Genomic DNA, 19481 nt, shown 5'->3' with positions numbered 1-19481 from the left:
ACTGCTTTCGCAGCGAAATCCCGACTCAGGGCACTAGCCAGGAATGGGAGAAGTTCCGACAGCGTTCCGAGCCTCCGTCAGTCCCGTGAGTTACCGAAGAGGAGGCGGTAGCCGATGAGCAGGACGAGGGAGCCGCCGATCGCCGCTCCCCACGTGGTCAGGTCGAAGAAGTGATTCTCCACGGGACGGTCGAGAAAACGGGCCGAGAGCCAGCCGCCGACGAAGGCGCCCGCAATGCCTATGAGGGTGGTACCGATCAGGCCTCCGGGATCGCGCCCGGGGAGCAGGACCTTGGCGATGACTCCGGCGACAAGCCCGAGGATGATCCAGCCGATGATGCCCACGTTCGTTGTTCCCTTCGTCGGGCCGTGCCGGGGCGGAGGCAGTCCCCCAGTCGGCAGTAGTGCGTTGCTTGGTTGCGCAACTGTACAGATGATGGTGAAGACGCGGCGCGGGCGGCGCTGGTTGCGCCGGGAACGCCTTGCGTCTGGGGTGCGGTAGGCAGACAGGCCGAGGTTTCCAGGGTTGTTCGGGCCCGTGGCGTCGGCGATGCCGGCGGAGCGAGCCGGGTCCTCGGTGGCGGCGGCCGGCGTCGCTCGGGAGCTTCGCAGGGCGGCCTGGACTGGGGAGGTTCGCAAGCGGCCCCGCGGAAATGGGAGGGACGACGACTACAGTGGCGACAGGCGTCGACAGCTTCGAGGACCCGCCTGCCGAGGTACTCGCGGAGGCGGCCGCAGCCTTCGGGCTGCTGGCGTCCTCGGCACGGCTGCACATCATGTGGACATTGGCCCGGGGCGAGAGTGATGTGACTGGACTCGCGGAGCGGGTGGGAGGCGCGCTGCCCGCTGTCAGTCAGCACCTGGCGAAGCTGAAGCTCGCGGGGCTTGTGCGGTCCCACCGCGAGGGCCGGCGGATGGTCTACTTCGTGGACGACCCCGGTATCGTGACCGTGGTTCGGCTCATGGTCGGCCAGATGACCGCGCGCGCCGACGCCGCGTCCGCGTCGGTACAAGCGCTCCGCAGGACCGGCGCCTGACACCTCCGCGGTTGAGGGGCCGGACCTTGTGGTGCACGGCCGACCGACGGCTCCATCGTCGGGCAGAACCCCTGCAGTCGGCGGGGCGTCGCAAGAACTGACCTCGTTTCAGGTGCTGCGCGCGCTGGACAGCGGCCCGCACGGGCTGACGGACGTGGAAGTTCGGCTTCATCGCTCCGCGCGAGGAACTCGCCCCTTCCACCGCCGCTGCCCTGCGCGTCCTCGCCGCCTTCGACGAGACCAAGCGACGGCATGATTTCGCGAACCGCCGGTGGGAGAAACTGCCCGACGACCGGGACCTGACGATTGAGGCGGCCGCCTGGCATCTGCACGACCTGGCCGCGCAGTTACCCACCCGCCGGCCGGGGATGCACACGAAGAGCGAACTGCTGGCGCTGGGCTACAACACCGGTTCGGGCAACATGCTGGCATTCGCCCGCGGCGCACCCAGGCAGTCAGGCGCAGTCCTACCTGGACCGGCTGCATGCCAACTGGGCCAAGGCCGGGAAGGCGATTTCCGCTCAGCCGTAGGAGAGGTTGGTGCACAGGTCGTCGTCGGCGGAGCGGGCACCGTGGGCCACTTCGGAGGGTACGGTGGCCGGCCCATCGGAGGCGGTGGCCGCGGGGCTGTCCGCGTAGTCCCGGCCGAGGATCACGTTGATGCCCGCCGTGGTCGTCGCCCGGAGATCCGCGGCGGGGAAGAGGCGGGCGACGGTCTTCGCCCGGTCCTTCTGCCCGGGACCGTACTCGATCACCGTGGTGCTGTGGTCCTGGTTGGCGGCGGTGGCTGTACTGGTGACGGTGAAGTCGTGGCCCTTGAGGGTCCGCGCCGCATCGGCGGCGAGCCCGGTGACGGTGGTGCCGTTGTGGACGGCGACGTCGATACCGCCCCCGGAGACCGCTTCGTCGGCACTCGCCGAGGGAGAGGCCGAGGCCGTCTCGTCGCCGTTCTTGCCGCTGGCGTCCTTGCCGTCGATGGTCCGGTCGGCCTTCAGCGCCGCCCACAGGGCGTCGACGTCCGGCTCTACGATCGTGACCCGCGCTCCCTGGTACTGCCAGGGAGCGGTCACGAACTTGGCGTTGTGCAGCTCGATGTTCTTCATCGACATCACGAAGGACAGCGTGCGCGCGTCCGAGCCGATGACCAGGACGTTCGTGCCCTTCGAAGAGGAGGCATCCGGTCGGTCGCCGGAGATACCGTCCGAGCTGAAGGTTTCGATGTTGCCGCTCAGCCGGAGGTAGACCCACCCCGCTCCCGCCGTCACCAGTAGGAGCAACGACACAGCTGTCACGAGCACCCTCCGCACCCGGTTGCGCTTGCGCCGCCGGGTGCGTACGGCGGATCGAGCGCCGCTGTGACGCGGGGGTGCCATCTGCTGGCGGGTGCCTGCCATGTGTCGTGCGCCCTCATCCGTCCGACCGATGCAGAGGGGACGACTCGCCTCACCTCAAAGTTGTACAGTTGCGCAATGTAGCAAGCCTTCCAGTGGGAGCCACCCCAAGGTGCGCACCCCGGCTGATGAGACGAAAGGCGGAGCTGGAAATGTTGCGTAACGGTCTGGAGCCTTGGCATCTGCTGATTGTGGCGATCGTCGTCATCGTGCTGTTCGGCTCGAAGAGACTGCCGGACACCGCCCGGGCGGTGGGCAAGTCGCTGCGCATCCTCAAGAGCGAGACCAAGGCCATGAAGGAGGACGGAGCGACGCGCGCCGCCTCCGACCCCGACCCAGCAGCACACGTCACACCTTCGGCGATCCAGACCGCGGCCGAGCCGAATCCGGCCCGGCCGGCCACGGAAAGCACCAACACCGCCCGCTGAACCGCACGGGGCGGCGCCGTCAGGGGCTGGCGCCGTCGAAGCCGTACCTCAGCGGCTCACTCCGCACCCCGGGATCCCGACGGTAGACATAAAGCGCCTCCACCTGCACGCCGCCCGGCGGGGCCTCCAACTGGCAGGGGTACGTCACCTGCAGCACCGAGGGCCGGCCGGTGACCCGCATGCACAGCCCGTCCGCGGGGCCGCCGTTGAGTATCGCGCTCTCCGAGCCCGTCAAGTCATTCGCATCCATGCGCATAGTTTAATTATTGCGCAAGTTTTGAACTATTGTGAAACTCGCCACTCCGGGGCTCTGCCACGCAACCCCGACGCGGCTCGATTTCGGGGAGAAACAGCACACATGGGCGTCAGCCTCACCAAGGGTCAGAACGTCGTCCTCAACCGGGACGGCACCCCACTTGCGGACGTCACCGTCGGGCTGGGCTGGGACGCCCGGCCGGTCGGCGCCACGGACTTCGACCTCGACGCGTCCGCGATCATCTGCGGCCCTGAGATGAAGGCCATCTCCGACGAGCACTTCGTCTTCTACAACAACCTCACCAGCCCCGACGGCGCCGTTCGGCACACGGGCGACAACACGACCGGTGAAGGCGACGGGGACGACGAACAGATCCTCATCGACCTCGACAGGCTGGACGAGAAGGTGGGGCAGGTCGTCTTCACGGTCTCCATCCACGACGCGGAGCGGCGCGGCCAAAGCTTCGGGCAGGTCAGCGAAGCCTTCATCCGCGTTGTGGACAACCTCACCGGCCGCGAGATGTGCCGCTACGAACTCTCCTACGACGCCGCCGGCGAGACCGCGATGGTCTTCGGGGCCCTGTACCGCAGAGGCGGGGAGTGGAAGTTCCGCGCCATCGGCCAAGGCGACGCACAGGGACTGGCAGGTATCGCCACCGACTACGGCGTAGGGATCGCCTGAGCGGCGCGATGCCGAGAAAAGGCGCGCAGGTGAGGGCTGGGCAGTCACGCGGCCCGGGGCCGGAACGACCGGAGGTCCTCACGAACCGCGCCGGTCAGGGACACCGACCCAGAGGACCCGGGACCACCAAACTATCGGCCGCCGACTGAATTGCGGTCACGGACACTTCAGCCCAGCACCGCCACAGGCCACAGGCCACAGGCCACCCAATAGGGGTGGTTCCCATTCCCGTTGCCGATCACTGGCTTGTGCCATGTTCCTTCGCATCACGGATGGAGCAGCATGGCTCCCGTTCCCGTTGGCCGAGTGGCTCCCGTTCGCCCTGCCTAAAACAGTATGGGACCTGTTTGCCGCCGACAGCTCCTCCTCGTACCTGACGGCGAGGATGTGCCAACGGGTCGGCACCTGGGCAGTGGCGGACAACTTGAGATCGCCTACACGCGAATTCCTCCTGGCTGAACCGAACCGTGGCCCGGTTCACCGCCTTGCGCTGCTTCACCCTCGACGGCACCGACCACAGGGAGCAGGGAGCAGGGAGCAGGGAGCAGGGAAGCGTGATCCGTCTCTGCGCCATCCGGTGAAACCGCCACGCCGACGACCGGCGCCGACGCGCGGTCGTCGACCGGACATTCGTTGCTTGATCTGGCGCTATGTCGCATCGGCGTCGAACGGCGTGTGCGCGGGCGCCGTCGTCTTGCCGTCCTTCTTGAAGGACACGGGGCCCGGCGTTTCGGCCTGCAGGACGGGCCCCGTCGAAGAGCTCTCCGGCACTTCGCCATCAGCTGTGTCGCGAATGGCGTCAGCGACCTCCGTCAACTCCTGCCCAGGGTCGAGAGCGTTGCGGATCTCGTCAAGTCCGAGGCCGTCGCCGTTCAGGACGTGCTTGCGCACCAGCGTCTTGGGGTGGAGATCCTCGAACTCGAAGTCCTGGAACTCCGGACCGAGTTCGGACCGGACTTCCTGCTTCGCATTCTCGGTGAACTCCCGAAACTTACGGATGAAGCCCGTCACGTTCTGGATGAGATCCGGCAGCTTGTCCGGGCCGAAGAGAAGAGCAGCAAGAAAGGCGAGTGTGATCAGTTCGAGCGGGCCCACATCAGAGAACACTGTGCCACTCCTTGAGCTGTCGCCGCTCGGACGCTCTGCGCGCCGATCGACCGCCTGGTCAGTTTTCATTGATCTAGATATTGCGCAATGGATGAACCATTGGAGTCGGTCCGGCATCGAGCCGGCGACGGCACAGACGCGACCAGGAAAATGGAGGACGACCGTGGGCGTCGGCCTGTCCAAGGGTGACAACGTATCGTTGAGCAAGGAAGCGCCCGGCCTGACCGCCGTGACGGTCGGTCTCGGCTGGGACGTGCGCACCACCACCGGCGCGGACTATGACCAAGCTTCACGCCCACGAACGCGTTCCGGACGAACCCGATCGAGGCAACGATGCCCACTCCGCCGATGGCCGCTGCGTCATCCTCTCCTACGGCCGGCTGGCGGATCACCAGTCTCCACCGCCGAAGTCGCCTCCGCCCTCGAAGCCGCCACCTTCGAAACCCCCTCCGAAGTCGCCAGGGTTGAAGTCGGCGCCGGTGAACTCACCGCCTTCGGGGGTGCTGTCGACGGGCGCGGTGTCGGCGAAGGCGGAGGGCGCGCTGAGGACCGAGCCCAGCATCGTGCCCACGAGCAGGCCGCCGAGCATGCTGCCCGTGCCGCCGAAGTAGCCGCCCGCCCAAGGTGCGTATGCGGGTCCGGCATTCCAGTAGGGCTGGGAACCGTGGGCGGTCTGCACCTGACGGGCCATCGGCTCCTGCCCGGCTGCCAGGAGGGCGGCATCAGCCTCACACGCCGGTACGCTGCGCGGCATGCCGCCGGGCGGGGCCCACATCGCATCAATGGCCGACGGGCCGTGGCGAGGATCGAAGAAGCAGGGAGCACGGCGCTCCGGCACCGGGGCGCCGGCCCGGCGTGCGGCCAGGGTGGCGAGCGCGAACCGGCCCTCTTCGAGGGCTGTGGTCACCGGCTGGACGTCCTGCGGCCTGTCGGCCATGGCCATCAGCTCTTTGGCTTTGTCGTACGTGTCCAGTGCGTGGGTGTAGTCCTGCCGCATCGCGTCGTCGACCCCGGGCTCCGACGGGTGGAAGTCGAGTCGGTCCAGTTCCTCGCCGAAGGCGGTGATGTCCTCGTCGACGACGACGCGCAGGGCGTCCAGCTCGGCGCCCTCGCGCTTCTTCTTCGAGCGGCGGTACAAGGCGTACCCACCGCCGCCGGCCGCCGCGACCGCACCGACAGTGAGCAGCACTGCCGCGCCGCCGCCCCCTTCATCGTCCTCGGAGCCGCTCCAGGTGGCCGGGGCCTGCCCCTTGGCCTGCTCGGTGGCCTGGTCGACGAAAGCGGTCAGGAGTCCTTCGGTGTCCCGGGAGTGGGAGCGCTTGACAGCGCCGGTGAGGTTGCCGACCGCGTTGCGGGACATCACCGAAGAGTCCGCGTTCGCGTTGAAACCGTCGCCGAGGCGGACGGCGTACACGCCTGCGATGCCGACCTGGGTGCGCAGGTCCCGCATCAGGGTCCCGGGAGGGAACTCGGCGGCCTCTGGCAGCACCGCGACGAAGACCGGCTTGCCCGCGTCCTCGATCTTCTTCGCGAGGTCTTCGGCGTCGGCCTCGGAGAGCTGGTCCCGGGCGCGCGGATCAACATACACGGCACTCTTCGTCAGGGCCTCGGCCACGCTGTCGAGGCCCGCCGCCGCAGCATGCGCGGGGACGGCCGCGAACATCGCGCAGACCGTCAGAGCCAGGACGGCCAGAACCGGGCCGAGCCGTGGCAGCGCCCGACGGACGACAGGCATGACGGTTCCTCCTCCTGTGATGGATTGCAACCCTCTTGGTTGCTCAGTTGCGTAATATAGCAAGTCTCGTGGAGGGGGTGCCCGTTCGATCCCAGCGGCCGTACTGGCATGCTTTAGGGATTGCGCAATCCGGGAACCATCGCGAGGGCGCACTGAGCGCATTCCACCGACCAAGGAAGACTCGTGGACCGTCCGGATCACCTACGGGCAGAAGACCTGCCCGCATTCGAGCGCATCCTGGATCACGCACTGAAATCCCCCGCGATCCAGGAGGAGAGGCACCGCACTCCCCGAGCTCTCAACAACGAACAACTGCGGACCCGTGCACTCGGCGCGCGCACCGCCATCGCCGCCTCGGCCGCTTCCGAATACCGCACATACCGTCAGCTGCTCGCCGCCTCGGCCTCGTCGGGCGCGGCGCGTCGTCGTGCACGGCGGGAGTCCGACGGCGCTGCGGCCAACACGAGCAACACGCTGCATGCGGTGGCCGTTCTGGTACCGGGGCTGTCCGCCACGGCTGCCGTGGTCTTCGGCTTGATCGGCTTCGCCTTCCGGGCTGTTGACATGCACTCGCATCTCGCTGACGTCATGCTCCTCGCCGGTCTGGCTGCGGCAGGGGTCGCGGCAGTGACTGTGCTGGCCGGTCTCGTCTGGATGCTGGTGGCAGCGGCACGCAATCGCTCGACGACGGCTGGTACGGATCCCGAGGTGGACCACGCGCGCGGCGCGTGGCAGGAGGCACTGCTCGAACGCGGGATCCTGCCCTTCCTGTCCAACTCGCTCCAGGCCGCGAGCCCTGCGGACTCCGGCCGTCCGGATGCGACGGCCACGTCACGTGCGACAGGCGGCTCAAAGGTGGTTCCGGAGCCGCGCAGAGGGCCGGGTTTCAGCGCTCCCGACTTTTCGAGTCCAGACTTCTCAGGTCCGGACTTCACTGGCCCTGAGCTGCCCGGAGCGGACTGATTACACCGGGACGAAGCCGGGCCCGCCGCTCATCGTGCGGCGCTCCTCCCGGGAGGATCCCGGCCGCCTTCACGGGCCGCGCGGGAAGATCCCGGCCGCCCCTCGCGTCTTCTGCACGCCTGGCGAAGCATAGGGATGGGGCTCCCCTTGCCGGGGCCGCACCCCGTCGGGGACGTGTCAGCCCTTCCTCGAGCGGCGGGCTTCGGCCGTGGCCTTCAGCTCCTTCAGCCACTCCTCAAGACCTCCTCCGAGGTGCTTGATGGAGGTGGGCACGTCCGCTTCGACCTGGGCACCGGTCCAGGTCTCCTCGGTCTGCACGAGGACACCGCCCCAGGCCTTGGTGAAGGTCCAGACGTGGACGCCCCTGTCGATGCGCAGCCCCTTGCCGATCGCGGGCCCCGTCCAGCGGATGCACGTGCCGTACTTGAGCTGCTGGACGGTCGAGGTGATGGTCAGGGTGGTGGCGGGCGTCGTGGAGGTGGGAGGCACCGGGGTGGTCCACCGGAACCGCGAACCCTCCCTCAGCGGACCCGCGTCCAGGCGTTTCATGCTGGTGACGGGCGGCTGCCACGACGGCCAGCGCTCCACGTCGGTCTGCAGATTCCAGATGGTGCGCAGCGGCGCGTGGATGACGGCCGCGGTCCGGTACCGGATCTTGGCAGCGGGATCGACGCCATTCCCTCGGCAGGTCAGCGAAGCACCCGCGCGGTCGATGTGGTCGGCTCTGCCGGCCTGACCGGGCGCGGCGGTTTGGCTGGGCGCTGCGGTTTGGCTGGGCGCGGCAGCCTGGCTGGGTGCGGCAGCGCCGAGGATGAGTGCGGCGGCCAGCGGGATCGCCGGCAGGGCGGCACACATGCGGCGGGCGGTTCGTGAGGTGGCGGGTCGGACCTGCTGGTTCAGCGTGTCGAGCATGGTTCTCCTCCTTGTTCAGTGACTGGTCTGGCGGCCGTGGCATTACTACGCACCCCGGCGGGCAAATTCGGCGCAAGAGCTGGGAATTCACTCCCTGCCGGCCTTGAGGCGTTCGTTCCGGGCGTTGATCTCCTCCCACGTATCCGGGAGGAGGATGGCCCTGCCCGCGGTGACGCTGTGCTGGGCGAAGCCGACGTAAGGGCGTTGGCGGGCTTCGTAACGAGCGAACGCCATGGCGTGATCGTCGCCCGAGCGTTCCAGTTCCTCTGCCAGGTAGTAGGCGCCGGTGAGGGCCGGCGAGGTGCTCGGCCGGAGAGCAGGGCCGCGCAGTGGGCGGCGTCGCCGACCAGCGCGGTCCGGCCGGTGTGCCAGGCGGGCATGTGGATCTGGCTGACCGAGTCGAAGCAGCAGTCCTCGGCCGCCTGGACCGCGTCGAGCAGCTGCGGCACCTGCCAGCCGGTGACTCCGGCGAAGGCGTCCTCGAGGATCTTCTTCTACGCGGCCAGGTCGTGGTGGTCGTAGTCGAGTGGATCGGACCGGAACATGAGAACGCCGATCACCTCGTCGTTGAACGTCCAGGTGGCCGCCATGCGGCCAGGGGTGTTGCAGGTCGGGTTGATTCCGTCCTGTCCGAGCTCGCGGGGGAGGTCGACCAGCGCCACGTAGCAGCCGAGATGGCGGATGTAGCCGGATTCGGGGCCGAAGGCCAGCCTGCGTACCGCCGAATCGATCGCGATGGCGTCGCCCCGGATGTCGATGGGCGATCCGGTGACGCGCAGGAACGCCGCGCGTTCGACCAACCGGGCTCCTGCTGAACAGTGATCTTGGTCGACACGGTTCCAGCAGGAGCCCCATCTCTGCTTCAGCCTGCTTGACACATCAGGCCCAGCCCTAAAACCACACGGCATTGGTACGAGCAGGGGGCGGTCTGAGCGCCTACGAGGGTAGATTCGCCGACAGCGCGTGACTCGTCCTCACTCCACGTCCAATTACTTCTGCGCGACTGCCACGTACAGGGGTACGGGTTCGGGCCGCTCCAGCTGGTCCGGTGCCGGGCACCACTTCGTGGCCAGTTCAACACCGGGCTCGATAAGTCTCAGGCCGGTGAAGAAAGCGGCGAACTCTTCACGCGAGCGCACCTGCGCCGGGGTACCACTCCTGCGGTAGATATCGACGATTCCTTCCCATGCCTCGGGTTCAAAATCCCCAGTCACATGAGAGAGCACGAGATAGCTACCAGCGGGAAGAGGGTCGAGCAGTTGGCGGACCAGATCGTAGGGCTTGTACTCGTCCGAGACGAAGTGCAGCAGGGCGACCATGGAAAGCGCGACCGGCTCCTTGAAGGAGAAGGTCTCTCGCGCGCTGTCTATGATTCTCTGCGGCTCCCTGACGTCGGCCTGGATGTAAGAGGTGTGTCCATCAGGAGTGCTATGCAAGAGCGCCTCCGCATGGCGAAGGACTATCGGGTCATTGTCCGCATACACAACCCGTGTGTCCGGTGCGACTGCTTGGACGACTTGGTGCAGGTTCGGTTCGGTAGGAATTCCGGTTCCAACATCGAGGAACTGACGGATTCCCCTCTCCGCCAGCATTCGTGAGGCCCGGTGCATGAACTTCCGGTTGACCCGGGCAAGTTCGGCCACCCCGGGGAAGAAGGCCTTGACCTTCTCACCCGCTTCCCAGTCGACGGGGTAGCTGTCCTTGCCACCCAGATACCAGTCGTACATGCGGGCCGGGTGCGGCCTGCTGGTGTCGATGGGAGCTAACCCCTGCTTCACTTCAGCCACTAGCTGGTCTCCTTCAGCATGATGGTGTGCGGATATCCCGATGCTTGGTGTGGATCGTCATGACAAGAGAAAGTCCGCCTGGCCAGACTTTGCGCCGGCGACGAAGGCCTTCATCTCTTCGGCCGAATAGATCAGCGCGGGCCCGTCCGGCTCCCTGGACTGGCGCAGGGCTACGCGGCCGCCAAGGAGTTGCTTGGTTTCTACGCATTGCCCGCCGTTGCTCCCGCTCCAGGGCTTCTGCCACTGTTCCGTGCCGAGTTCAGTGGCTGCGTGCGTGACGTGGTGATTCATGAAGTCAGCTCCTTGCGGACGTCACCGATGAAGCTCTTGGTGTCGCCTACTGGCAGTGCGTACGCGCTCATTTGATCGAGGGCCTCGCGATAAAGGGCCGCCTCATCTGGGTCCTCCGTGTAGTGAGCGCGACTCAGACTGTCCGTGCAGACAATGTCGGGTAGTTCTGGAATCTGAAAGCGGAAGACAGTGAACGGTCCGAAGCCGCCAGGATGAAGGCCGGCGTTGAATGTGCACACCTGAAGAGTCACGTTCTGGAGTTCTGCCATCTTCAACAGGTGGTCCAGTTGGTTGGCCATGACCTCGGCGTCGCCGACGTGCCGGCGTAGGCACGTCTCGTCAATGACGGCCCACAATTGAGGAGGAGCAGGCTTCGGGCGGTTGAGCAGGTCTTGGCGCGCGGTGCGGAGGCTGACCCGGCGCTCGAGAACATCAGTCGTCGGGCGGGGCAGGCCAACCTTCAACACTGCGCGTGCGTAGTCCTCGGTCTGCAACAGGCCGGGGACGACCTGGGGCTCATAGAGGCGGATTTGCGTAGCCGAGTCTTCGAGAGAGACGTAGACGCCGAACCAGTTCGGCAACGCGTCTCGAAAACCCTGCCACCAGCCGGGGTCGCTCGCCTTGTCAAGGAGGCCGAGAAATTCGTCGATCTCCGCCTGTCCTGCCCCGTAGACCTCCAGGAGGGTCTTGGCGTTGGCGAACTTCAGCGATGTCTCGGCCTTTTCCATCCTTGTGACCGTCGTCTGAGCGATACGCAGACAGTTGGCCGCCTGAGCCGCTGTCAGGCCTGCGGCGTCCCGTAGCGCGGCCAGTCGTCGGCCCAAGACGATCTGCAGCACGGTCGGGGCGGACTTCGGTTCGGTCACGTCAGATCCCTCTCCCGTCGGATGGCTGGCAGTTCGGTGCAGTGTGCCACGGCCCCCGGTATGGCAACAGACTGCAGGTCCAACTATGCAGGTTGCAGAGTGGGGCTTGCCAACGGCTTGTCGGGTAAGCGCAGTTGGGTGACCAAGCTCATTCCGTCTGGATGCACGCCCCCTCAGGAAGGTCCGAGATGCCCGCCCCGTCGGTGCCGATGCCGCCCCGCTCCCCGACGGGTAGGTCCTGTCCCAACTCACTCGCACAGGCGGGCAGCTCGTCCTCTCCGCCGAGGGCCGCCGACTCGACACCCCGGTGGCGGGTCTACTGGAAGCGCAGCCACCGCTCCGTCGACGCCACCGGCCGGTTCATCCAGTCCCGCGGAGCGAGCCGAGCGCGATATGACGTCTTCGGCGGGCTGGTCGCGGCGTGGACGATGCATGTGAGCCCGGTGGGAAGCCGCCTGCCACGAAGCTGATCAACTGACCCAGTCCTCTGCCGACGCGGAGGTATGCATGGCGTCAACCAGCCCCATGGCTGAGAAGGCAAGTGCGTTCGTTCCACCACCCCACCGCTTGCCGGCCTGGATCGGGGCGGGCACGCCCTTGCGGGCGAGCTCACCGGTGAAGCCCAACTCCCGGAGCAGAGCGCGGGACGCGTTGCTGTCATAGCTTCGGTCGAGGTTGACGTTCACGTCGTCTGGCAGTGACCCGACCTGGTAAGCGGCCTGACGGCTGGCGCGTCGTCGGCCTCCCCGGAGACTTGATCAGGCCTTGCTTCGGGTCGGAGCGGAGATCACTCGTTGTGCAGCACCTCGGCGATGGTGAGCCGTGCCGCCGAGCGAGCCGGGATCAGCGCGCCAAGGACGGCGATCACGACGCCCGCCAGGGTCAGGGCGGCCAGTTGCGGCGCATGCCAGACGTCCTTCATGGACTCCGGGAAGCTGAGCACTCCGGCATGGTCCACGAGCAGCCGGTGTGCGACTGTCCCGAGGGGGATGCCGATCAGGCCGCCGACCGCGCCCAGCCCCGCCACGGACGTCACTGTCATCACCACGACCTGGCGCGGCGTCATCCCGATCGATTTGAGCATGGCCAGGTCGCGGCGCCGCTCCCTGGTGTTCAGCAGGACGGTGTTGAAGACGCCGAGCGCCGCGACGACGGTCAGCAGCAGCGTAAACACCGACGAGAAGCCGACGACGGTAGTGGTGGCGGCATCCGGCGAGTCGCTCCTCAGCGACGGATAGAGGCCCGGGTCAGCCTCCTCGATCCCCCTGACGTAGGCCTGGGCGTCGGCATGGGGGGCGAGCTGGATCGTGTAGTCAACGGCGCTCGTGTCCGGGGCGAGTTCGGCCGCGGTCTGCCAGTTGGAGTCCATGGCCTGGGCGTTGCCCGACATGACTTCGCCGACGACGGTGACGTCGGCCTGCCTGCCGTTCAGATACATGGTCGTCCGGTCACCGACCGCGAGCCCGTGCTGTTTCAGGAACGACGGCCCGACGGCGACCTCACCCGCTCCGCTCGGCCAGTGCCCCTCGACGATCTGCTCAGCCTCGGCCGGAGCGTCCCCGCGGTAGAAGTTGACGAATACGGTGTTCGTGGTCCCCGCGAGGTGCACCTTGGTGAGGGCGCGAGCGGTCACCCGCTCCGCTCCGGGAAGGGATCGCAGCCGTGCTTCGATCTCGCTGTCATCCAGCTTCGGCACGTGTCGGCCTTGTGCGGGCCTCCCCACCTGTACGTCGACCAGCGCGACCCCGCTGTTCTTGCCCGCCTTCCCTGCCGCCACCATGCTGCTGGCCAGGCCGGTCGTCAGAGTCACGGTGGTGACCCCGATGATGACGGCCGACATCGTCATCATGGCGCGGCCCGGGCGGGTGAACGGCTGGCCCAGGCCCAGGCTTACGGAGCGCGGCAGCCGGGTGCCGCTGAGCTTGCGTTGGACGCGCAGCCCGCGCCCGGTCCGCGGCGCGCTGCCCGCGCTGATCGCCTCTGCCGCGGAAAGCCGGTGTGCGCGCAGCGCGGGGATCAGCGCGGCGGCGGCGACGAGGGTGGGCATGGCCAGCAGGCAGGCGACGGGCACCCAGGGGCTGGTGGCAATGGTGGCGGTGCCGGTTTCGATTCCGGAAAACGCAACGTTGAGGATGGGTTGCTCCAGCAGGGTGCCGAGCGCCGTGCCTAGGACGCAGCCCACGACCGCGGGAGCGGAGATCATCGCGAGGTAGACCGCGACCACCTGGTTCGGCGTGAAGCCAAGGGCCTTGAGCACGCCGATGTGCCGGTATCCGGAGACGACCGCCCCGCTGACCACGTTGCCGACGATCAAAGCCGAGACCAGGAGGCCGAGCACGCCGAACATCGTCATAAAAGGGATGTAGGAATCGGCCGATGCGGAGAAGGCCTGCTTGAGGGTGAGGTAGGACTGGGCATCGGTCAGCGAGTCCGCTGGTTGTCCGGCGGTGACCGTTGCCAGGTCGGCGCGAATCTGCCCGTCCGTCGAGGCCGACGTGAAGCGGTAGAGCATCTGGAAGCCTGGCGGGTGCAGGGCGGTCATCTGCTCGGGTGATACCCAGGCGCCGGCGGACTTGCTCATGCTGGTGGCGAGCACAGGAAGGCGATCGAGGACCGGGGCTGGCTTCTCGAGCGGGAGCGGGAGAACGCGGCCCGGACCGCCGTCGACGCCGAGCGCGCCCGGATCGCCCAGGAACTGCACGACATCGTCAGTCACAACGTGAGTCTGATGGTGGTCCAGGCGGGTGCCGCGCGCGAGGTGCTGACCACCATGCCTGACGCGGCTGCCGAGGCCCTGGTGGCGGTCGAGGGCGCCGGCCGGGACGCGATGACCGAGCTGCGGCATCTGCTCGGCCTGCTCGCTCCGTCGCAGAGCGGCGAGGACGAGGCCGACCTGACCCCGCAGCCGAGCCTCGGCCGACTCAGTTCGCTGATCGACCGGATCGCGTTCGCCGGATTGCCCGTGGAGGTTCGGATCTCCGGGAAGCCGCACTCGCTCCCGGCCGGGATCGACACGACCGCGTATCGGATCGTGCAAGAGGCGCTGACCAATGCGCTCAAGTATGGCGACGGGGGGAAGGCTGAGGTGACCGTACGGTACGCGGACAACCATCTGCGAGTGGAGGTGCTGAACAGTGGGCCCAGTGTGCTGTCCGGTGGAGGATCCGCGTCCAGGCCGTCGGGAATGGACCGAAGGGACGGAGCCGGGCGCGGGCTGCTGGGGCTCAGGGAGCGGGTCGCCGTGTACGGCGGCGATCTGGACGCCCGACGGCGACTCGGCGGCGGGTACCGGGTACGAGCGCGTATCCCGCTGGACCGGGCGTGACGGCCCCCACGGTGGAGCCACCCCCGCGCGTGCTCATTGCCGACGACCAGGAGCTGATCCGTACCGGGTTCCGCCTGATCCTCACCTCACGAGGGATCGATGTGGTGGGCGCCGCGGCCGACGGGGCCGAGGCCGTGGCGTTGGCCCGCAGCCTGCGGCCCGACGTCGTGCTGATGGACATCAGGATGCCGAACCTGGACGGCCTGGAGGCGGCCCGGCTCATCCTCGCGGAGAACCCGGACTGCCGGGTGATCATGCTGACCACCTTCGACCTCGACCAGTACGTGTACTCCGCGCTGGCCCTTGGAGCGAGCGGTTTCCTTCTCAAGGACGTCACCGCCGCACACCTCGCCGCCGCCGTCCGTCTCGTCGACACCGGCGATGCCCTCCTCGCCCCCACGATCACGCGCCGCCTGGTGGAGCGTTTCGCCCCCGGCGAACCCAGGCTCAGCGTGGGCGGTGACGCCGCAGCGCCAGCGATCCACCGCGACCTCACCCAGCTCACTCCCCGCGAGCTGGAGGTTCTTACCCTGATGGGTCGGGGCCTCTCCAACACCGAACTCGCCCAGGAGCTCACCCTCAGCGAAGCCACCGTCAAAACCCACGTCGCCCGTATCTTCGCCAAACTCGCCCTGCGCGACCGCGCACAGGCTGTCGTCCTCGCCTACGAGACCGGACTCGTATCTCCCGGTGAACACCGCGAATAGCGCCGGCCGGGGTACCGGTGGTGCCCGTCACGTTCGACACGAAACTGATGCGGGGCGCCTGCCTCGGCACAGCCGCGACGGCGGAGACGAACCGTTCCACCTGGGCACCGGTACACCAGTACCGGTTCGAGTTCGATGTCGCAGCGCATACAGGCGAGTGAGTACTTGCTCCCTGCGCCGCCCTGGCTCTTCTCGTTCACCGGCACTGCGGCGTCCCCCTTGATCTTGTGGATCCGGATGCAATACGGGTGGTGCGCGGGGAGCGTGCCGGGATCAGCCGGCCCGGCCCTCGTCCACGGTGTCGCCCCTGCCGTGCCAGGAGCGCCACAGGGCCGCGTACGGTCCACCGGCCGCGACCAGTTCGTCGTGCGAGCCCAGCTCGACGATGCGTCCGCTCTCCACGACGGCGACGCGGTCGGCGTCGTGCGCGGTCTGCAGACGGTGGGCAATGGCGATCACGGTGCGGTCGGCCCGTACGGCGGCCATCGCCCGCTCGGCGTCTCGTGCGGTCGTCGGGTCCAGCAGCGAGGTGGCCTCGTCGAGGATCAGTGTGTGCGGATCGGCCAGCTCCACCCGGGCCAGGGAGAGTTGCTGGGCCTGTGCGGGGTCCAGTTCCTCCCCGCCCGAGCCGACCTGGGTGTCGAGTCCGTCGGGCAGGTCCTTGACCCAGTCGGCCCCGACCACGGCGAGCGCGTCCAGCAGCCGATCGTCATCGGCCTCGGGCGCCGCCATGGTCAGGTTGTCGCGGAGGCTTCCGATGAAGACGTGGTGTTCCTGGGTGACGAGCACGATCCGGTTGCCCAGCGCGTCGGCGGCGGCGAGGTCGGCGACCGGCACGCCACCGACCGCGACGCTGCCCGTGCGCGGGGTGTCCGCGCCGGACAGGAGCTTGCCGAGCGTGGTCTTGCCCGCACCGGACGGGCCCACCAGGGCAAGCCGCTCCCCCGGGCGGACGGTGAGGTCCACGTCCGTGAGCACGTCGTTCCCGTCCACATAGGAGTAGTGGACGGCGCGTACCTCGATGCGGTCGTCGGTGGGGGCGGGCAGGCCGCTGCGCTGCTCGCCGGCAACCATGCCGATCCCCTTGATCCGGGCGAAGGCCGCACCGCTGCGCTGCAGTTGCTCCATCCACATCAGTACGCGGTCGAGCGGGTCGACCAGCTGCCACATGTAGAGGCTGCCGGTGACCACCACACCGAGGGCGATGGAACCGTCGAGGTAGGCGTATCCGCCGACCAGCAGTGTCACGGCGAGGGGCAGGGAGTGCGCGAACTCGGTGACGGGGAAAAGCACGGTTCGCAGGTGCAGGGTGCGGCGGACAGCGCCGTACGCCCGGTCGACGGCCCGGTCGGCGTCCAGGACGCGGCGCCGGCGCAGGCCGAACGCCTCCACGGTGCGGGCGCCCTCGGCGGTGACGGCGACGATCTCGGCCACCTCGGAGGCGGCCTCGCCCTCGGCGAGGTAGGCGGTCCTGGCCCTGGCGAGGTACCAGCGGGTGACCAGCAGGACGAAGGGCATGCCGACCAGGGCCCACAGCCCCAGCAGGGGGTGCAGCACGAAGACTGCGGCGAAGATGAACAGCAATTGCATCGCGGCGATGAACACGTCCGGGACGGCATTGCGCAGTGTGGTGGCGACGGTACCGACGTCCATCGTCGAACGGGTCATCAGGTCGCCGGTGCTGACCTGCTCGACGACCCGGGCCGGCAGGGCGAGCGACCGGTCCACGACCTCCTCCCGGAGTCGTGCGAGTGCGCGCTCGCCGAACCTGTGGGAGTGGCTGAGGGCGAAGCGTGTGAGCACCAGCTGGGCGATCGCGCAGACGAGTACGCCGAGGGCCAGCTGGTCGACGGCGGACGTGGTGGCGATACCGGTCTCGACCCGGGTGACGATCCGGCCCAGCAGCCACGGCCCCCCGAGGCCGGCCACGGCGGCGAGGCCGGCGAGCAGGACGACGACCGCCATGGACCGCCAGTCGGCCTTGATCAGCGCGAGGCCGGCCCGGCGTACGGTCGCGGGGTCCGCGACCGGAAGCCGCCAGGGCTCGTTGGGGCGGCTCATCGGCTGCTTCCTTCCTGGAGAGCTGTCCCCTGCGCGGTCGGGTCGGTCTCGTCGCTGTCCCGGAGCACGAGGTCCCGGTAGCCCGGCTGGGAGACGAGCAGTTCTCCGTGGGTGCCGACGGCGACGACCTCGCCGCCCACCAGGTAGGAGACCTGGTCGGCCCGGTCGAGTATGAGGGGTGAGGTGCTGACCGCCAGGGTGGTGCGGCCACGACGGGTCGTCAGGACGCGCTGGGCGACGGTGGCCTCGGTGTGTGCGTCGAGCGCCGAGGTCGGTTCGACGAGCAGCAGCACTTCGGGGTCGGTCAGGAGGGCCCGGACCAAGCGCAGGCGCTGGCGCTGTCCTCCGGAGACATTGCGGGCCCGGGCCTCCAGTCGGGCGTCGAGGCCGTCGGGCAGGGCGTCGACGATGTCCTCGGCCACGGCCGTCCGCAGGGCCCCGTCCAGCTCGTCGGCCGTGTGGTCGTCGCGGACGGAGACCGTCGAGCGCACCGTTCCGGCGAAGAGGTGGGCGTCGTTGTCGGCGACCAGAACGCGGCGGCGCACCTCGCTCAGTTCGACGTCGGAGAGCCGTGCGTCGCCCCAGGTCGCGTCAGAGTCGGTGTAGCGGCCGAGCCGGTCGACGACCGCCCGTGCCTCGTCGAGGCGGGCGCAGACGAGGGCGGACATCAGGCCGGGTTCCAGCGTCAGCCCGGAGCGCGGATCGTGCAGGGCAGCGGGGCCGGCGGGCGCGGCCACCGGGCTCGAACCGTTCTCGACCTCGGGCTTCAGGGCCAGGATGTTGATCACCCGTCGGGCGGCGACGAGGCCGCGGGGCAGGTCGTCCGCTCCTTCGATGAAGAACGTCACGGGGACGAGGAGCGCGGCGACGTAGCCGTACACGGCGACCATCTCGCCGACCGAGATCGTGCCGCTGGCCGCCATCCTGGCGCTGATCCAGGTGACGATGGCGAGGAAGATCACCGGCAGGCAGGCGCCGATCGCCTGTACCCAGCTGGTGAACGAGGCGACCCGGTAACCGTCCGCCAGCAGGGCCTGCGACCGGTCCCGGTACCGCTTGCCGAAAATGGCCTTGCCGCCGATGCCGCACAGCACGCCGAGCCCCGAGACGATGTCGCCGGCGCGGGCCGTCAGTTCGCCCTGCTGTTCCCGGTAGGTGCTCTCGGCTCCGTGCAGCTTCCCGAGGAGGGGGCCGACCGCGAGGGCGAGCAGCGGGAGGCCCAGCAGGACCACGCCGGCGAGGACGGCCGAGATGGTGAACAGCAGGACGGCAGTGGCCGAGTACGCGATGACCGCGCCGACTCCGGGGCCCGTGATGGTCAGCGTCTGGGCGATCCGGCCCATGTCGCCGGCCTGCAGGTGGGTGAGCTCGCCGACGGAGACCTTGCGCGGCAGTGTGGCGCCGAGGTCGGTGACCTGCCGGACGACGACCTGGACCGTCCGGTAGGCCGCATCCGTGCGGATGAGGGTCATGGTGCGGTGCCGCAGGATTCCGAGACAGGCGATGGCCGCCCCGGCCACCATGATGATCAGGACCCAGAAGAGCAGCGTGTCCGTGTCCCGCTGTTTCAGTCCGTCGTCGATGGCCTTGGCCATGAAGTAGGGCGGCAGCATCAGCGCGCACATCCACAGGGTTCCCCACAGGGAGCCGAGCAGGATCCGACCGCGCTGCATCACGACCAGCCACCACAGATAGCGGGCCGGGCTGCGGACGTCCGGCGTGCCGGGGTCGGTGTAGGGAACCTTGCGCTCGTGGGTGGGCAGGTCTGATCCTTCGGTCATCTCGGCCGTCCTTGTGCAGGGTGGTTCATCGACGTGGGCCTTGTCTTCGGACCGCCGCGGAACGGGCGGGGTCACGGCACAACTGAGTCGGGCTGCGAAGGGCACGACGGGGACAGCCTCAACGGCCGAAGGTGTTGCGTCCGGAGGTTCTGGG

General features: G+C 68.3%; 21 protein-coding genes and 2 pseudogenes. 8 read left to right on the top strand and 15 right to left on the bottom strand.

Annotated features, from left to right (window positions below; all coding sequences use genetic code 11):
• Nucleotides 1-77: 77 nt before the first annotated feature.
• Nucleotides 78-344 carry a GlsB/YeaQ/YmgE family stress response membrane protein gene (locus ACIPEK_RS16010; protein ID WP_383079862.1) on the bottom strand — a complete coding sequence of 89 codons (267 nt, stop codon included), beginning with the start codon at nucleotides 342-344 and terminating at the stop codon, nucleotides 78-80.
• A 329-nt stretch (nucleotides 345-673) separates the two neighbouring features.
• Here ACIPEK_RS16010 and ACIPEK_RS16005 point away from each other — a divergent pair, with 329 nt between their 5' ends.
• The gene (locus ACIPEK_RS16005) at nucleotides 674-1036 is read left to right on the top strand and encodes an ArsR/SmtB family transcription factor (RefSeq protein ID WP_401995974.1); all 363 of its coding nucleotides are present in this window, start codon (nucleotides 674-676) and stop codon (nucleotides 1034-1036) included.
• Between the two features lie 521 nt (nucleotides 1037-1557).
• On the opposite strand, the gene ACIPEK_RS16000 is transcribed toward ACIPEK_RS16005, so the two are convergent.
• The gene (locus ACIPEK_RS16000; RefSeq protein ID WP_401995971.1) at nucleotides 1558-2430 is read right to left on the bottom strand and encodes a LytR C-terminal domain-containing protein; all 873 of its coding nucleotides are present in this window, start codon (nucleotides 2428-2430) and stop codon (nucleotides 1558-1560) included.
• Nucleotides 2431-2555: 125 nt separating this feature from the next.
• On the opposite strand from ACIPEK_RS16000, the gene tatA reads away from it, so the two are divergent.
• A complete protein-coding gene (tatA, locus tag ACIPEK_RS15995) occupies nucleotides 2556-2855 on the top strand; it encodes a Sec-independent protein translocase subunit TatA (protein ID WP_401995968.1) in 300 nt (99 codons plus the stop codon).
• Nucleotides 2856-2874: 19 nt separating this feature from the next.
• Here tatA and ACIPEK_RS15990 read toward each other — a convergent pair whose 3' ends face one another.
• Nucleotides 2875-3105 (bottom strand): hypothetical protein, encoded by a 231-nt coding sequence (locus ACIPEK_RS15990; protein ID WP_401995965.1) that lies wholly within the window; start codon nucleotides 3103-3105, stop codon nucleotides 2875-2877.
• Nucleotides 3106-3213: 108 nt separating this feature from the next.
• On the opposite strand from ACIPEK_RS15990, the gene ACIPEK_RS15985 reads away from it, so the two are divergent.
• Entirely contained in the window at nucleotides 3214-3792 is a 579-nt protein-coding gene (locus ACIPEK_RS15985) for a TerD family protein (RefSeq protein WP_401995962.1), read from the top strand.
• Between the two features lie 648 nt (nucleotides 3793-4440).
• Here ACIPEK_RS15985 and ACIPEK_RS15980 read toward each other — a convergent pair.
• Nucleotides 4441-4968, bottom strand: a complete 528-nt coding sequence (locus ACIPEK_RS15980) for a sec-independent translocase (protein WP_401995959.1) — start codon at nucleotides 4966-4968, stop codon at nucleotides 4441-4443.
• 94 nt (nucleotides 4969-5062) lie between these two features.
• Here ACIPEK_RS15980 and ACIPEK_RS15975 point away from each other — a divergent pair.
• A pseudogene (locus ACIPEK_RS15975) lies at nucleotides 5063-5182 on the top strand (TerD family protein); the annotation flags it as partial.
• A 105-nt stretch (nucleotides 5183-5287) separates the two neighbouring features.
• Here the strand turns inward: ACIPEK_RS15975 and ACIPEK_RS15970 are convergent.
• Nucleotides 5288-6634 (bottom strand): hypothetical protein, encoded by a 1347-nt coding sequence (locus tag ACIPEK_RS15970; protein WP_401995956.1) that lies wholly within the window; start codon nucleotides 6632-6634, stop codon nucleotides 5288-5290.
• A gap of 183 nt (nucleotides 6635-6817) precedes the next feature.
• Between ACIPEK_RS15970 and ACIPEK_RS15965 the strand changes: the two genes are divergently transcribed.
• The gene (locus tag ACIPEK_RS15965; RefSeq protein ID WP_401995953.1) at nucleotides 6818-7597 is read left to right on the top strand and encodes a hypothetical protein; all 780 of its coding nucleotides are present in this window, start codon (nucleotides 6818-6820) and stop codon (nucleotides 7595-7597) included.
• 177 nt (nucleotides 7598-7774) lie between these two features.
• Here the strand turns inward: ACIPEK_RS15965 and ACIPEK_RS15960 are convergent, their stop codons facing one another.
• Both ACIPEK_RS15960 and ACIPEK_RS15955 read right to left on the bottom strand, forming a co-directional pair.
• Nucleotides 7775-8509 carry an SRPBCC family protein gene (locus tag ACIPEK_RS15960; RefSeq protein WP_401995950.1) on the bottom strand — a complete coding sequence of 245 codons (735 nt, stop codon included), beginning with the start codon at nucleotides 8507-8509 and terminating at the stop codon, nucleotides 7775-7777.
• Nucleotides 8510-8596: 87 nt separating this feature from the next.
• Complete coding sequence (locus ACIPEK_RS15955) at nucleotides 8597-8743, bottom strand: hypothetical protein (protein WP_401995947.1); 147 nt, start codon at nucleotides 8741-8743, stop codon at nucleotides 8597-8599.
• A gap of 3 nt (nucleotides 8744-8746) precedes the next feature.
• Between ACIPEK_RS15955 and ACIPEK_RS15950 the strand changes: the two genes are divergently transcribed.
• Nucleotides 8747-9031 carry a hypothetical protein gene (locus tag ACIPEK_RS15950; protein WP_401995944.1) on the top strand — a complete coding sequence of 95 codons (285 nt, stop codon included), beginning with the start codon at nucleotides 8747-8749 and terminating at the stop codon, nucleotides 9029-9031.
• Here ACIPEK_RS15950 and ACIPEK_RS15945 read toward each other — a convergent pair.
• The 6 genes and pseudogenes from ACIPEK_RS15945 to ACIPEK_RS15920 all read right to left on the bottom strand — a co-directional run bounded on the left by ACIPEK_RS15945 (nucleotide 9004) and on the right by ACIPEK_RS15920 (nucleotide 14169).
• Nucleotides 9004-9309: a hypothetical protein gene (locus ACIPEK_RS15945; protein ID WP_401995941.1), complete on the bottom strand. Its 306-nt coding sequence runs from the start codon at nucleotides 9307-9309 to the stop codon at nucleotides 9004-9006. The genes ACIPEK_RS15950 and ACIPEK_RS15945 overlap by 28 nt on opposite strands.
• 189 nt (nucleotides 9310-9498) lie before the next feature.
• The gene (locus ACIPEK_RS15940; RefSeq protein WP_401995938.1) at nucleotides 9499-10296 is read right to left on the bottom strand and encodes an SAM-dependent methyltransferase; all 798 of its coding nucleotides are present in this window, start codon (nucleotides 10294-10296) and stop codon (nucleotides 9499-9501) included.
• Between the two features lie 57 nt (nucleotides 10297-10353).
• Nucleotides 10354-10587, bottom strand: coding sequence for a DUF397 domain-containing protein (locus ACIPEK_RS15935; protein WP_383079851.1), 234 nt, complete (start codon nucleotides 10585-10587; stop codon nucleotides 10354-10356).
• Nucleotides 10584-11453: a DUF5753 domain-containing protein gene (locus ACIPEK_RS15930; RefSeq protein ID WP_401995934.1), complete on the bottom strand. Its 870-nt coding sequence runs from the start codon at nucleotides 11451-11453 to the stop codon at nucleotides 10584-10586. The genes ACIPEK_RS15935 and ACIPEK_RS15930 overlap by 4 nt, the downstream gene beginning before the upstream one ends.
• A 541-nt stretch (nucleotides 11454-11994) precedes the next feature.
• Nucleotides 11995-12160: pseudogene (locus ACIPEK_RS15925) on the bottom strand (IS5/IS1182 family transposase); the annotation flags it as partial.
• A gap of 80 nt (nucleotides 12161-12240) precedes the next feature.
• A complete protein-coding gene (locus ACIPEK_RS15920) occupies nucleotides 12241-14169 on the bottom strand; it encodes an ABC transporter permease (protein ID WP_401995931.1) in 1929 nt (642 codons plus the stop codon).
• A 12-nt stretch (nucleotides 14170-14181) separates the two neighbouring features.
• Between ACIPEK_RS15920 and ACIPEK_RS15915 the strand changes: the two genes are divergently transcribed.
• Both ACIPEK_RS15915 and ACIPEK_RS15910 read left to right on the top strand, forming a co-directional pair.
• The gene (locus ACIPEK_RS15915) at nucleotides 14182-14778 is read left to right on the top strand and encodes a sensor histidine kinase (RefSeq protein WP_401995928.1); all 597 of its coding nucleotides are present in this window, start codon (nucleotides 14182-14184) and stop codon (nucleotides 14776-14778) included.
• 11 nt (nucleotides 14779-14789) lie between these two features.
• The gene (locus ACIPEK_RS15910) at nucleotides 14790-15485 is read left to right on the top strand and encodes a response regulator (RefSeq protein WP_401996377.1); all 696 of its coding nucleotides are present in this window, start codon (nucleotides 14790-14792) and stop codon (nucleotides 15483-15485) included.
• 273 nt (nucleotides 15486-15758) lie between these two features.
• On the opposite strand, the gene ACIPEK_RS15905 is transcribed toward ACIPEK_RS15910, so the two are convergent.
• Entirely contained in the window at nucleotides 15759-17546 is a 1788-nt protein-coding gene (locus ACIPEK_RS15905) for an ABC transporter ATP-binding protein (RefSeq protein WP_401995925.1), read from the bottom strand.
• Nucleotides 17543-19327: an ABC transporter transmembrane domain-containing protein gene (locus tag ACIPEK_RS15900; RefSeq protein ID WP_401995922.1), complete on the bottom strand. Its 1785-nt coding sequence runs from the start codon at nucleotides 19325-19327 to the stop codon at nucleotides 17543-17545. The genes ACIPEK_RS15905 and ACIPEK_RS15900 overlap by 4 nt, the downstream gene beginning before the upstream one ends.
• Nucleotides 19328-19481 lie beyond the last annotated feature (154 nt).

Source organism: Streptomyces sp. NPDC088246, assembly GCF_044741025.1.
Lineage (GTDB): Bacteria > Actinomycetota > Actinomycetes > Streptomycetales > Streptomycetaceae > Streptomyces.
The sequence above is the reverse complement of the archived record's forward strand: the minus strand, read 5'-3'. Positions and strand labels throughout refer to the sequence as shown.